The organism is Vitiosangium sp. GDMCC 1.1324, assembly GCF_003044305.1.
In the GTDB taxonomy this organism is placed as follows: Bacteria; Myxococcota; Myxococcia; order Myxococcales; family Myxococcaceae; genus Archangium.
On record NZ_PZOX01000006.1, the window covers coordinates 530438 to 543152 of the forward strand.

General features: G+C 69.3%; 12 protein-coding genes. 6 read left to right on the forward strand and 6 right to left on the reverse strand.

Going from position 1 to position 12715, the window contains the following annotated elements:
• Positions 1-261 precede the first annotated feature (261 nt).
• A complete protein-coding gene (locus DAT35_RS21045; protein ID WP_108068857.1) occupies positions 262-1641 on the forward strand; it encodes a sigma 54-interacting transcriptional regulator in 1380 nt (459 codons plus the stop codon).
• Here DAT35_RS21045 and DAT35_RS21050 read toward each other — a convergent pair whose 3' ends face one another.
• On the reverse strand, positions 1642-2322 hold the full coding sequence (locus DAT35_RS21050; protein WP_158501811.1) for a YARHG domain-containing protein: 681 nt from the start codon (positions 2320-2322) through the stop codon (positions 1642-1644).
• On the opposite strand from DAT35_RS21050, the gene DAT35_RS21055 reads away from it, so the two are divergent.
• Positions 2321-3523, forward strand: a complete 1203-nt coding sequence (locus DAT35_RS21055) for a hypothetical protein (RefSeq protein ID WP_108068861.1) — start codon at positions 2321-2323, stop codon at positions 3521-3523. The genes DAT35_RS21050 and DAT35_RS21055 overlap by 2 nt on opposite strands.
• A 12-nt stretch (positions 3524-3535) precedes the next feature.
• Here DAT35_RS21055 and msrA read toward each other — a convergent pair whose 3' ends face one another.
• On the reverse strand, positions 3536-4177 hold the full coding sequence (msrA, locus tag DAT35_RS21060; RefSeq protein WP_108068863.1) for a peptide-methionine (S)-S-oxide reductase MsrA: 642 nt from the start codon (positions 4175-4177) through the stop codon (positions 3536-3538).
• A 146-nt stretch (positions 4178-4323) separates the two neighbouring features.
• Here msrA and DAT35_RS21065 point away from each other — a divergent pair, with 146 nt between their 5' ends.
• The 4 genes from DAT35_RS21065 (at position 4324) to rsgA (ending at position 8658) form a co-directional block, all read left to right on the forward strand.
• A complete protein-coding gene (locus DAT35_RS21065; RefSeq protein WP_108068864.1) occupies positions 4324-5202 on the forward strand; it encodes a hypothetical protein in 879 nt (292 codons plus the stop codon).
• A 99-nt stretch (positions 5203-5301) separates the two neighbouring features.
• On the forward strand, positions 5302-6720 hold the full coding sequence (locus DAT35_RS21070; protein WP_199242953.1) for a sigma-54 dependent transcriptional regulator: 1419 nt from the start codon (positions 5302-5304) through the stop codon (positions 6718-6720).
• Positions 6717-7451 carry a DUF4262 domain-containing protein gene (locus DAT35_RS21075; RefSeq protein WP_108068866.1) on the forward strand — a complete coding sequence of 245 codons (735 nt, stop codon included), beginning with the start codon at positions 6717-6719 and terminating at the stop codon, positions 7449-7451. The genes DAT35_RS21070 and DAT35_RS21075 overlap by 4 nt, the downstream gene beginning before the upstream one ends.
• A 121-nt stretch (positions 7452-7572) precedes the next feature.
• Positions 7573-8658 (forward strand): ribosome small subunit-dependent GTPase A, encoded by a 1086-nt coding sequence (rsgA, locus tag DAT35_RS21080; protein WP_108068868.1) that lies wholly within the window; start codon positions 7573-7575, stop codon positions 8656-8658.
• Here rsgA and DAT35_RS21085 read toward each other — a convergent pair.
• From DAT35_RS21085 to DAT35_RS21100, 4 genes are all read right to left on the reverse strand, one after another.
• On the reverse strand, positions 8627-9034 hold the full coding sequence (locus DAT35_RS21085; protein ID WP_108068870.1) for a hypothetical protein: 408 nt from the start codon (positions 9032-9034) through the stop codon (positions 8627-8629). The genes rsgA and DAT35_RS21085 overlap by 32 nt on opposite strands.
• A gap of 369 nt (positions 9035-9403) precedes the next feature.
• The gene (locus DAT35_RS21090; protein WP_108068872.1) at positions 9404-10801 is read right to left on the reverse strand and encodes a wax ester/triacylglycerol synthase family O-acyltransferase; all 1398 of its coding nucleotides are present in this window, start codon (positions 10799-10801) and stop codon (positions 9404-9406) included.
• Positions 10802-10805: 4 nt separating this feature from the next.
• Positions 10806-11600, reverse strand: coding sequence for a hypothetical protein (locus DAT35_RS21095; protein ID WP_233261609.1), 795 nt, complete (start codon positions 11598-11600; stop codon positions 10806-10808).
• Between the two features lie 31 nt (positions 11601-11631).
• Complete coding sequence (locus tag DAT35_RS21100; RefSeq protein WP_108068873.1) at positions 11632-12627, reverse strand: methyltransferase domain-containing protein; 996 nt, start codon at positions 12625-12627, stop codon at positions 11632-11634.
• Between the last annotated feature and the right edge of the window lie 88 nt (positions 12628-12715).

Consider the following 12715-nt stretch of genomic DNA (forward strand, 5'->3'; position numbering starts at 1 on the left):
CGGCCCTTCCCAGCCCTGTTGCCCCTATCGCCGCGCTCACTGTTTGTCGGCTGGCATAGCCAACGTCATGCCAGCGGGTCAAAGGAGGAGGAGCACCAAGGAATCCGGGCACCTGGCTCGCGGCGAGGTCATGAGGCGACAAACCCCGGGCCCACGGCGTGACACAATGACACAGCTGCTGACACAGCTGCTGACACAGCTGCTGACACAGCTGCTGACACAGCAGGCTGTGCCAGGAGTGCCCGCCTATAATGCCCGCCCATGGAACAGGACGGGTCGACCCTGAAACCCAGTGGTATCCGCGGCAAGGACGCCTCCGGCGTGGAGCGCGTGCCGGGACTGATGCGCCTGTTCGCCCCGGGGAAGGCGATGGCGGTGGCCCTGCCGCTGCGCGGCGGCGAGCTGGAGCTCGGACGAGGCTCCCCCGCGTTGGGCGAAGCACAGGACCCCCGGATGTCACGCCGTCATGCCCGCATCCACTTCGACGGGCGGCGCTTCCAGGTCACCGACCTGGGCAGCCAGAATGGCACCTTCGTGGATGGAGAGCCCATCCCCGCCGAGACGCCCCGCGAGGTGCAGCGGGTCATCCGCATGGGGGACTCGCTCTTCGTCCCGTGCGCGGACGTGAATCCGCTCGAGCAGCTCGGAGTCGTGACGCGCAGTGGCTTCGTGCGCGGCCCTGCCGTCCAGGCGTTGCTCGAAGAGGTCTCGCGTGCGGCCCGGCTCGGCTTCCCCCTGCACATCCATGGGGAGAGCGGTACGGGCAAGGAGGGCGTGGCACGTGCGTTCCACGAGAACGGTCCCCGGAGCACGGGGCCCTTCGTGGCGGTCAACTGCGCGGCCATTCCGCAGACCATCGCCGAGCGCCTGCTGTTCGGAGCCAAGCGCGGTGCCTACTCGGGCGCCGAGGCCGATGCCCAGGGCTACCTCCAGGCGGCGGACGGCGGCACGCTGTTCCTCGACGAGGTGGTGGAGCTGGACTTGTCGGTCCAGGCCAAGCTGCTGCGGGCGCTCGAAACCAAGGAGGTGCTCTCCCTGGGAGCGGCGAAGCCGAAGGTGGTGGACATCCTCATCTGCTCGGCGAGCAACAAGGACCTGCGCGGGCTGGTGGCGGGCGGAAAGCTGCGCGAGGACCTGTACTTCCGCATCGGCCGGCCGGAGGTGACGCTGCCGCCCCTGCGCCAGCGCCCCGAGGAGCTCGCGCTGCTCATCCAGCGCGAGGTGCAGCAGGTGGCTCCCGAGCTGGGGTTGCACATCTCCCTGGTGGAGGCGTGTCTGCTGCGGCCCTGGCCGGGCAACGTCCGCGAGCTCCTGGTGGAGACGCGCAGTGCCGTCCAGGCGGCGCTCATGCAGGGAGCCCAGCGTGTGGAGGCCCGTCATCTGAGCCCGAACGCCGGCACCGCGTTCAGCACCGCCGCGCATGCTCCGCCCGCGCCCGAGGAGCGGACGCCACCGAGGGAGACCCCCTCGCGGGCCAGGCCCATCGACTCGGACGAGCGTGCCCGCATCGAGGAGGCCTTGCGGCAGCAGGGCGGCAACGTGGCCGCCACGGCGCGAGCGCTCGGCATGCACCGCACGCAACTGCGGAGGCTGCTCGAGCGCCACGCGATCGCCATTCCCGCGGGGAACGAGCCCGACTGATCAGTCCCGCTTGCGCTTCTCCAGCGCCTGAAGCGTGGCGAGGTTGGCCTTGTCCTCGCTGGTGAGGAGGGCGTCGGTGTACTGGGGGTTCTGCTTCAGGGTGGGGAGGTGGGCCCGGGTCCAGTCCTCGGGCCGGGGCGAGCCATAGAACAGCTCGTTCAGGTCCGGGTCCTTGAAGACGCGTCCGTGGCGGGCGAACACGCCATTGCGCAGCTTGCGGTAGGACAACGGGCCGAGGTTGTCCAGGAAGGAAGGACCTGCGGCCTTGCCCCGAAGGGGCTGACCCGCCAGCACCTTTTCCATGAGGGGACTGATGTCCTCCAGGAGACGTGGGTCGATCAGGTTCAGACGGAAGCGGATCTCATTCTCGAAGTATTCGATGGCGCGATTGTCCCGGTCGGTACACTTCTGGCCACAGGCCTTGCGCACGTGCTCCGCGGCGCGTTTCAGTCGAGCCGTGGAGACCTGCTCGCCCTGAGGCTGGGTCGCGGGTGGATCCATCGTGAGGCTGTCCTCGGTCACCAGTCCCTCATAGGCAACGGTCAACCACCACTCCCGGCAGGTGGTGGTGTCACGAGCGAAGGGCGAGGTCTGGTCCGGCCAGCGATGGGTGCACAAGGCCGCGGTGTCGGCGGCCCGGGTGTTCTGCGCGAGCAGCAGGCTGAGGAGGAGTGGCAGCATGAAGGGAGTGTGCCAGAGGCCGGCTGCGCGGGCGCTGCTGCTCGTCGTGCTCTCCTTCATCGGGTGGGGAAGCTGGACGCTCGCGAGCGACTACAGGCCCCTCTACGGAGGACTGACCGGGTATTTCTCGGATCAGGTCTCGCACATGAGCGCCGCGCTGCTGCTCGGCGAGTGCGGCACCCGCCTGTGGAGCCAGCCCGCCGGTCAGCTCATGAGGCGCTACAGCACCGAGGAACTGCGGCAACTGCCCGATGACCTCCGGCCCCACGTGAAGCCCGGCATCGACCTCTTCGTGAGACCGGGTGGGCCGCTCGACAAGCCGCTCGTGCTCAACTGGCCGCGCCTGCCACGCCCCTACCCTCCGGGGGCGCTCGTGCTCGCGGCACCCACGGCGCTCGCCTACCACTTCACGTCCCTCTCGTTCTCCAGCGCCACCCGGCTGCTGGACCTGAGCTATCTGCTGTATGCCCACGTCGGCTTCTTCTTCCTGCTGTGCTGGCTGCTGGCGGGGCGCGGCCAGCCATCGGCGCTCGGGCTGCTCGGTGGGCTGCTGCTCTACAGCGAGTCCATCCACTGGGCGCTCGAGGGTTTCTACGACGTGGCACTGCTCGCTCCGCTCGCGCTCTGTGGCCACTTCCTCTTCCAGCGGCGGGGACTGGCGGCGCTGGTGTGCTACTGCGCCGCGGCCTTCATCCACTACCGCGCCTACTTCTTCGCGCCGCTGGCGCTCTACGCGCTGTACCTCGCCGCAAGGGATTGGAAGCAACGGCCCTGGGGTGCGCGGCAATGGCTCGCGCTGGGGGCCATCACCGTACTCGGGGGAGCGAGTCTCTATACCTTCTGGCTCACCTGGCCGTGGCTCACCCGGTTCCCGCTCACCAATGTCTTGCAGCGTCCGGAGAGGCCGGCCATATGGCACGTGCTGCTCACGAGCGGCATGGCCGCCGCGGCGCTCTTCTACGCGCGGGCCTGGATGGACCTGGCGCTGACCGGCTGGGTGGCGTGGATGAGCACCCGCATCTACCAGACCCAACCCTGGCATGTGCTCTCCCTGCTGATGTGGCTGGCGCTGCCGGTGTTGAGCGCTCGCCCTGAGCGGGTGCCCGTGGTGCGCGACGTCCGGGTGGTGCTCCTCTGGGTGCTATCGGTGCTCGTCTATGGCCAGACGCTGCTCCCCTCCCGGTGGATGGAGCACCTCTGACTCGCGAGCGCCCTACTTCTCCGCCTCCTCGCCCCACAACTCATGCAGGCGCGCATCCCTGCCACAGGCGTACCGGTATGCCTGGTACTTGAGTGGGTTCTTGCGGGCATAGTCCTGGTGGTACGCCTCGGCCGGGTAGAACGCCTGGGCGGGGAGGATCGCGGTGACGATGGGCTGCTTGAATCGACCCGACTCCTCCAGCTTCCGCTTCGACTCCTCCGCGAGCCTCCGCTGCTCCTCGTCGCGCGCGAAGATGGCCGAGCGGTACTGGCTGCCGTGGTCGCAGAACTGTCCGTCCGCGTCGAGCGGGTCCACGTTGTGCCAGAAGGCGTCCAGCAACCGCGCGTAGCTGACCTTCGCCGGGTCGTACGCCACCTCGACGGCCTCGACGTGGCCCGTGCCGCCGGCCGAGACCTCCTCGTAGGTGGGGTTCTCCTTCTGGCCTCCCGTGTAGCCCGACGTGGTGGACACCACGCCCTCCACCTTGTCGAAGGCGGACTCCATGCTCCAGAAGCAGCCTCCCGCGAACGTCGCCTTCGCGAGTGGGCGTCCTGAGTCCTCGGGCGCCGCCTGTCCCATCCTCCCCGCCAGCCCCATCCACCCGAGCGCACCGGCAGCCACGAGTACCGCGAGAATCCGAGAGAGCCTGTTCATGACGCACGCTCCTCCTGAGAGAACCCCTGGGCGCTGCCCCATATGCCGGGTGCGGGGTGTCCGGTCGTCGAGGGCCCGGTGTAGCGTTCCCCATCGGGAGGTGTCCGGTGCCACGAAACACGCACGTTGTCGGAGCCGTGGTGGGAATGAGCCTCGTCCTCTCGGGCGGCCTGGCGGGAGCCGGGCCAGCGAAGCCCCCCGAGCCCGTGAAGAAGGAAGCGAAACAGCTCGAGGGCGAGATGCTCATCTGGTCCGGCGGGAAGACCCGGGACGAAGCCGAGCGCCAGCAGCAGGACCTGGCGGCCTACCAGAAGGTGCTCGACACCGTCCTCCCGCTGAGTCCCCAGGTCCTGGAGAGCGCCAGGATCCAGGGGCTGAAGCCCGGGTTCTTCGTCGTGGCCCTGGGGGTCTGTCCGAAGGACGAGGTCTCCGAGCCCCTGGGTGTCCTCCAGGCCATCTACCCCGATGTCTATACACGAACCGTGAAGTACCCCGCGGAGGAGAAGACACCCGCGCTCGGGTGTCCCGAGCTGGAGAGCGTCGCCAACGACAGCGCCGACGAACCGGTCCGCTGGAGCCTGCACCGGACCGAGCGTCTGGAGCAGGGTGGGAGCACCCTCATCGGACTGGCCTTCACCTACAGCTGGGAGGAGGCGGGCGATTTCGCTCGGGCCTACCACGACGTCAAGACGCTCTACCTGCTGGTGGGGAAGAAGCGGCGGCTGGTGGATTCCGAGGTCCAGGACGGCCCGAGCGACGCCACCACCCTCGAGTCCTTCACGAGTGAAGAGGGGCACCTCGTCTCCCAGTTGAAATACGCAGACCCCCGGTGCGACCCCGGCGGGGACTTCTTCAAGGGCTGGAGGAAGAAGGTCCGGGCCTCCATCGAGAAGGGCCGTCTCAAGCTCTCGGAGGACAAGCCCGTGCTCCTCGACCAGGGCGCCTGCGGCTTCGCGGACGAGGCCCGGATGGTGACGGGCCAGGACCACCTGGAGCAGGAATCCGGGAGCAACGAGGAGGAGTAACGCCACGCCCGGAGCGTCCTGGTGGAGGTGGCGCTGACGAAGCCCCGACCGGCGCGGTAGCATCGGAAGGATACGCCCTGTACCAGGAGACGAAGCACCGTGGCCGAGTTGCTGAAGGGAAGCGTGTTGCTGGTGGATGACGACCCTGCCGTGGCCAAGGTACTCGGCGCGCTGCTGGGCCAGGCGGGGCTCACCGTGCACACGGCGGCCCAGGGACAGGAGGCGCTCGCCCTGCTCGGCCGCAAACCCATCGACGTGGTGGTGAGCGACGTGCGCATGCCCGGCATGAGCGGCATGGAGCTGCTCACCGAGGTGGGGCGCTCCTGGCCGGACGTGCCCGTCATCCTCCTCACCGCGCACGGCACCGTGCCGCTGGCCGTGGAGGCCATGAAGGCGGGCGCCGCGGACTTCGCCCTCAAGCCGTTCGACCGGGAGGAGATCCTCTTCAGCATCCGCAAAGCGCTCCTGCGCGCGCAGCAGCAGCAGGAGGGAGCTCGCCCCCTGGTGAAGGAGGCCAGTTCCTTCGTGGGCCGCAGCACCGCCATGGCCGAGGTGCAGGCCCTGCTGGAACGGGCGGCCACGGGCACGGCCACGGTGCTGCTGCGCGGCGAGTCCGGGACGGGCAAGGAGCTGGCCGCCAAGGCGGTGCACGACGCCAGCCCCCGGCGCACCGGCCCCTTCGTGAAGCTGCACTGCGCGGCCCTGCCGGACACGCTCCTGGAGAGCGAGCTGTTCGGCTATGAGAAGGGCGCCTTCACCGGCGCGGCCACGCGCAAGCCCGGCCGCGTGGAGCTGGCCAACGGCGGCACCCTCTTCCTGGACGAGATCGGCGACATCACCCCGCAGGTGCAGGTGAAGCTGCTGCGGCTGTTGCAGGAGCGTGAGTTCGAGCGGCTCGGTGGCACGCAGACGCTGAAGGTGGACGTGCGCTTCGTGGCGGCCACGCACCGCAACCTCGAGGACATGGTGCACAAGAGCGAGTTCCGCGAGGACCTCTTCTACCGGCTCAACGTGGTGCCGGTGTGGCTGCCCCCGCTGCGCGCCCGGCCCGAGGACATCGAGCCGCTCGTGCTGCACTTCCTGGACGTGCACGCGAAGGCCAACGGCAGGCCGCCGTTCACCCTGACGCCGGACGGGCTCGCCGCCCTGCGGGCCCAGCCGTGGCCCGGCAACGTGCGCCAGTTGCAGAACTTCATCGAGCGCCTGGTGGTGCTCTCCGACGGGACCATCCTCACCGGTGACGAGGTGAGCCGCGAGGTCGCCCGGCAGCCGGGCATCGTCCCCATGGCTCCAGCCCCCGCGCCCGCGAGCCCCTCCCCGAGCACCCCGGCCATGCCAGCGGCGGGCGGCACCAATAGCGAGGGGCGCACCCTGGAGTCACAGCGCAAGGAGATGGAGCGGCAGGCCCTGGTGGACGCCCTGAAGCGGGCCGGGGACAACCGCACCCTCGCCGCGCGCCTGCTCGGCATCAGCCGGCGCACCCTCTACAACAAGCTCGAGGAGCACGGGCTGGTGTGAGAAACCACTCCCGTTCCAGCGGTTTCGCCTTCAAGGAGGAGCCCCGTACGGGCGTCTACTCCTGTTCTCACGTCAAGGAGGGAGCGCCCATCCTCTACGTGACGCACGATCGCGAAGGGGACTGGCAGTTCCTCTGCGGCCGCATCCACGATCCGAGCGAAGGCGTCCTGCTGTGCCTCGCGGACGTCGTGGCGCGCGACCCGTCCCTGAACTCGCTGGCGGGCCTGCACCACCATCATCGGGCGGAGCGGCAGAGCACCTCCCACCCCTGGAAGCTCATCGACGAGGCCGATGAGCGCATCGCGCGGCACATCGAGGAGACCGGGTGGTCCGTCCAACTCATCCCCGAAGGGAAGAGCGAGGCCGAGCCCGCGTTTGCCTATACCATCGGGCTCTTCCACCAATACGAGCACCCGGAGTTGATCCTCTTCGGGATGTCGCTGGAAGACATGCACGTGGTGCTCAACGACTGCGCCAGGCTCGTGAAGAAGGGCCGGAGGCTCCGGCCCGGACAGAAGCTCGGAGACATCCTGGCCGAGGGCTACGAGCTGCTCCTCCGGGAAGTGAAGGCCCCCCAGAGCTACAAGGAGCATGTCGGGTACGCGATCGCCTTCTACAAGGGGCTCAATTTCCCCCTCCTGCAGGTTCTCTGGCCCGACGCCCGGAAACGTTTCCCCGGAGAACCGGGAGCCTCCGAGATATCGGGCAGGCACCAACCCCTGCTGCCCTGAGCACCCCGCCACGCCATCGGACGCGGCGGAGGACGAGGAGCGGAACGAGCGCACCCCTTCCCTGGAGGCTCGCGATTCACCTCCCCCGAGCCCTGGAGGATGGGCATAGTCTGTGCGCCGCATGACCATTGAAGAGCACGCCTTGGAGAAGCTCGGCTGGGGGCCCCCCTTCCAGGAGGCCTGGGGTTCCCGCGCGAGCGAGGGAGAGGAACCGGCGCGCATCGCCGCCGACTATGGCGTGGAGTACGTGCTGTATTCGGCGCGCGGAGACCTGCGGGCCACCGTGCCGGGCCGGCTGCGCATGGCCATCCGCAAGGGAGAGTCCGTGCGCCCGGTGGTCGGGGACTGGGTCTCCTTCGAGCCTCGCCTCCAGGAAGGCACCTCCGTCATCCAGGCCGTGCTCCCCCGGCGCACCCAGCTCGCCCGCAAGGCGGCCGGCCGCGCTGACGAGGAGCAGGTGGTGGCCGCCAACGTGGACTCCGTCTTCCTCGTCTCCGCGCTGACGCGTGACCTGAACCCGCGGCGGCTCGAGCGCTACCTGGCGCTCGCCTGGGACAGCGGCGCCCAGCCCGTGCTGGTCCTCACCAAGGCTGACCTCTGCGAGGACGTAGTGGCGGCCCGCGACAACATCGTCCAGCTGGCCCCGGAAGTTCCCCTCCACGTGGTCAGCAGCGTCACCGGCGAGGGCCTGGACGCGCTCTGGCAGTACATCGGGGGCAACCGCACCGTGGCGCTCATCGGCTCGTCGGGCGTGGGCAAGTCCACACTCATCAACCGCCTGGTGGGCGCCGCGCGCATGGTGGTGGGCGAGGTGCGCGAGGACGACAAGGGCCGGCACACCACCACCCACCGCGAGCTGTTCGTGCTGCCGCAGGGAGGCCTCGTCATCGACACGCCGGGCATGCGCGAGCTCGGGTTGATGGAGAACGAGGAAGGCGTGCGCACCGCCTTCACGGACATCGAGGAGCTGGCAGCCCGATGCCGCTTCAACGACTGCCGCCACGAGAAGGAGCCTGGCTGCGCCGTCCGGCAGGCCGCCCAGGACGGGCGGCTCGCCCCGGAGCGGCTGGAGAACTTCCACAAGCTCGCCCGGGAAGTGGCCCGCCTGGAGCGCCAGTACGAGCCCCAGGCCCAGGCCCGCGCGAGGCAGGACACGAAGAAGGCCCCGCGCGCCTTCAATGACTCCCAGAAGAAGCGCGGCCGGTGAACACCGCCTCCTCGGGTTGCGCCCCTCCCGTGCTCCACCGGGCAGACCGGGATTGCAAGGCCTGTGTCTGGAGCACCTCGCCGGCCAGGGCCAGCACGGCGTAGACCTGCGCGAGCAGCAGCAGGCTCAGCATCACGAGCACCCCGAGGAGCAGGGGGCCTCGATGCCTCGGAGGAAGCCGCGAGATGCCGCTGTGGAAGAACAGCCAGGTGAACACGAGGGCGAATCCGAGCGAGCCACCCACGACCGCCGTGGGAAGGTATTCGGGTGGTGCCGCGTGGATGACGAGCGCGCCAGCGACGAGGAGGGCCACCGTGGTGCTCCTCGTCCTCCGGGATGCGAGAGCTCTCACGAGCTGTGTATAGACGTCGGTCATGGCGCCCTCCTTGTGTGGAGAGGGTTGGCACATGGCGCACCAGGGGCTGGTGCCAGCCAGGCGCCGCGCGAATGGGTTGAGGGCTGATGTGGCGAGGTGGAATGGTTCGGACAGCCACCGAGCAGACAGGCATCAGGGGTTACATCACCCGGACACCCACAGCATGGGACAAGTCGCCCTGCAGTCGAACAAGGCAAAGGCTCGCATTGTCTCCACGCGGCTCGAGTTCCATGACGTCGTCCCCCGTTGCGAGGGTTCTCTCAAAGAAGACACACGGACCCGCGTTTGTGAGTGAGGCCCGCGTCGCGCCTGCTCTCCGAGGTGCGCACCAGACCGGGCCCCGAAGGGTTCAACCCGGAGGGCGAGGGATCAGTGCAACGGAAGGGAATGTCCCGACTCCCTGACGGCTTCGGCCAGGGAGTCGAGCTCCGCCTCGAAGTCCTCGATGAGCTCGCGCGGCTCCGGCACCAGGCCCTCATCCGCCGCCACGCCCAGCGTCACGTGGCCCGCGTAGCTGAAGATGCTCAGGCCCAGTCCCAACCGCGCCGCCATCGGCACCCAGAACATCACTCCCGACAGCCTCGCCCCCGCCAGGTACACCTGCCGCTTCGGCCCCGGTACGTTCGTCAGCACCAGCGACGCCTTCTTCCGCATCACCTCCACCGCCATCCGCTCCACCGGCGCTGGCGCCATCCCCGCCGCCGACAACATCCCGAACACCACCGCCGCCTCCGGCGAGCGCTTCAGGCTGTCCATCCGCCGCTTCAGCTCCCACAGCCGCGCCACCGGGTCCTCCACCCCCAGTGGCAGGGGCAGGAACACCACCCCGAACCGGTTGCCCAGCTCTCTCGGAATGGGCTCCCTCAGCGAGCGCAGGTTCACCGGCACCACCGCCCTCAGGTCCTCCGGCGGCTGGCCCCTCGCCGCCACGTAGCGGCGCAGCATCCCCGCCACCACCGCCATCACCACGTCGTTCACCGTGCTCCCGGTGCCGTGGCCTATCTCCCTCACCTTCCCCACCGGCACCGGCCTCGACCAGGCCACCCGCTTCTCCCGTCCGAGCTGTCCCTTGAAGGGCGACGGCGGGTCATTCATCAGCGTCAGCACCCGGCTCAGCGCCGAGGCGCCCCGCGCCCCCTCCACCGCCAGGTCCATGAGCTGGATGGGCTCGGCCAGCAGTTGCGCGCCCCGCTTCCATGCCGCCCGCGTCGAGCCCACCACCGTCCGCGCTCCCCGCAGCAGCCGGTCCAACGTCCCCGAGGCCTCTCCCGCTTCCTCGAAGTCCGTGGCCATCCCGCCACCGGCCGCGCGCTCGTCCGTCAGCGACAGCAGCACCCGCGCCAGCGAGATTCCATCCGCGATGCAGTGGTGCACGCGCATCAGCAGCGCGCACCCGGCCTCGTAGCCCTGGATGACGTGCAGCTCCCACAGGGGCCGTGAGAACTCCAGGGGCGTGCTCATGGACTCGCCCACCCACCGCTCCAGCTCGGCATGGCCTCCGGGTGCCCGCAGCTTCGTGCGCCGCAGGTGGTCCTCCAGGCGGAAGTCCGGAGCATCCTCCCAGCGCGCTGTCCCCAACAACCCTCCCGGCACCACCCGCTGCCGGAAGCGCGGGTAGCGCTCCACCAGCCGCTCGCGCACCACTTCCTTCAGCCGCTCCCAGTCCACGGGCTCGTCGAACCAGAGCACCGCCGTGATGACCATGAGGCTCGTGGGTTCCTCCATCTGGAGCCACGCGGCGTCGGCATGGTGCATCCGCTCGGACATAGGTCTACTCGGGCTGTTCCTTCGTCTGACGGCTGAATTGGAACGTCTGCTTGGAGGGCGCCTGGGACGTCAGCGTGAGAGTGTCTCCCTCCACGTCGTACTTGTACACGGGCTGCTGGAACTTCCCCTTCGACAGGCCGATGACGCGGGGCTTGCCACACACCGGCCCCACCGCCTGCCCGGACTTCGTCCGCAACTCCACCGTGCCCTTCTTCTCGTCCACCTGGAAGGCGCCCCAGGAGCGGATCTCCAGGGCATTGCCTCGCCCCAGCGTGGCTTCCTCCAGCTTCGTGCGCAGCAGGAAGCAGCCCCCGGGCGTCACCACCAACGCCTGCTTGAAGTCCGGGCGCGGCTTCACGTCCGTGCCCTCGTCAGTGGCGACCCGGGGCCTCTCCTCCGGCCGGATGCTCGCAGCCTCCAGCGTCCAGCGGCCCACCACCTCCTTGGGCACCGTCCCCGCCCCCACCGAGGCCTCCGCGCATGGATCCTTGGACTCCTTCTCGGGGCTGGGCGGCGCGGGCTCGAAGGTGCGGTCGCATTGCTTGCCACAGACGCGCGCCACGCACACCGAGTCGTCCGGACCGCAGCCGGAGCTCGCGGCGCACTGCTCGAGCGCCTTCAGCGCTTGCTCGCACCCCTCGGCCAGGCACTGGTCCACGCACGTCACATCGATGCACTGGGACACGCACACCCAGTTGGTCGAGCCACACCGGCCGGCCAGGGTGCGGGGCTTGCCCGAGACCTGCGGGGCCTCGGGGGATTGTGCTCCAGCGGACGCAGTCAGCAGCAGGAGGAGCACGACGGAGCTGGAGACACGCAGACGGATACCCTCACACGAAGCTCCACCGCCATGTGGTGACGTCCGACAGTTCCGGCAACGACAGCTCCACGCCGATCGTCTCGTAGCGGGCAAAATCCCGGGGATCCATCCTCAGCAGGAGCACCGGCGTCCGGGACTGGCGGCGCTCGGGGAAGGTGTCGAAGGACAGCTCGGAGTCGAAGCGGGCCCGGAAGAAGAGGCACAGGCCGTCCACGCGTCCCTCGCGCACCGCCGGCCGCTCCAGCCTCAGGCGCTGCGGCAGCGAGCCCGTGCGCAGCGTCTCCAGGTCGAGCGCGAAGGCAGGCTCCGGGTCGCACAGCAGCCGCTCCACGTCTTGAGGCCGGATGAAGCGCGTGAAGTACGCGGGGCTCAGCGTGTCCCGCAGCATCTGCAGGCAGCTGAAGTCCACGTCGGGCAGGCGCTGGTTCCAGATGAAGGGCAGGCGAGCCTCCTCGCGCAATTGCACCGGCTCGAAGAAGACCTCGAAGCGGTTGGGCAGGATGCGGCCCCCGGGAGCCAGGATGCGGTCCCTCAGGTTCAACAGCTTCGGCACCAGCCCCGCGTCGAAGAGCGCGTCTCCCACCTGCTCGTGCAGCAGCACGTCCACCTTCTCCGGCGGCTGGAAGCGCGAGCTGTCCGCGCGGACGAACTCGATGTCCGACAGCCCGTTGCGGCGTGCCACCCAGCGGGCCGTGTCCAGGTTGCGCGAGGCATCCACCGCGTACAGCCTGCTCGGGCCGCGCCTGGCCGCGAGGAAGGCCCGAAGGCCGCTGCCCGTCCCCACGTCCACCACCACCTGGCCGGGCTTCACGTAGCGCTCGATGGCGCGCTGGTAGGCCTCCACCCGCTCGGCGTCCACCAACCCCGAGTCCCGAGGCACCGGGCTCGACAGCTCCGGGGGTTTGTCCACGAGCAGGTTGCGCAACGTCCCCATCAGCGGCAGGTGGCGCAGTCTCGACTGCAGGTCACCCCATGCATGACGCGGCAGGTTCCTCAGGTTCGCCATATGTCCCCCCACGGCGCGTGGCGCCGGGCTTCCGGCCCTGACAACTGACAGTCCCGGATACCCGGAATCCATGGAATCGGAAAGAGCC

Excerpts from the sequence above, each read along its gene's own strand:
- DAT35_RS21045 (WP_108068857.1), top strand. The coding sequence starts at position 262 with ATGGAACAGGACGGGTCGACCCTGAAACCCAGTGGTATCCGCGGCAAG.
- DAT35_RS21055 (WP_108068861.1), top strand. The coding sequence starts at position 2,321 with ATGAAGGGAGTGTGCCAGAGGCCGGCTGCGCGGGCGCTGCTGCTCGTC.
- DAT35_RS21050 (WP_158501811.1), bottom strand. The coding sequence starts at position 2,322 with ATGCTGCCACTCCTCCTCAGCCTGCTGCTCGCGCAGAACACCCGGGCC.
- msrA (WP_108068863.1), bottom strand. The coding sequence starts at position 4,177 with ATGAACAGGCTCTCTCGGATTCTCGCGGTACTCGTGGCTGCCGGTGCG.
- DAT35_RS21065 (WP_108068864.1), top strand. The coding sequence starts at position 4,324 with ATGAGCCTCGTCCTCTCGGGCGGCCTGGCGGGAGCCGGGCCAGCGAAG.
- rsgA (WP_108068868.1), top strand. The coding sequence starts at position 7,573 with ATGACCATTGAAGAGCACGCCTTGGAGAAGCTCGGCTGGGGGCCCCCC.
- DAT35_RS21085 (WP_108068870.1), bottom strand. The coding sequence starts at position 9,034 with ATGACCGACGTCTATACACAGCTCGTGAGAGCTCTCGCATCCCGGAGG.
- DAT35_RS21090 (WP_108068872.1), bottom strand. The coding sequence starts at position 10,801 with ATGTCCGAGCGGATGCACCATGCCGACGCCGCGTGGCTCCAGATGGAG.
- DAT35_RS21100 (WP_108068873.1), bottom strand. The coding sequence starts at position 12,627 with ATGGCGAACCTGAGGAACCTGCCGCGTCATGCATGGGGTGACCTGCAG.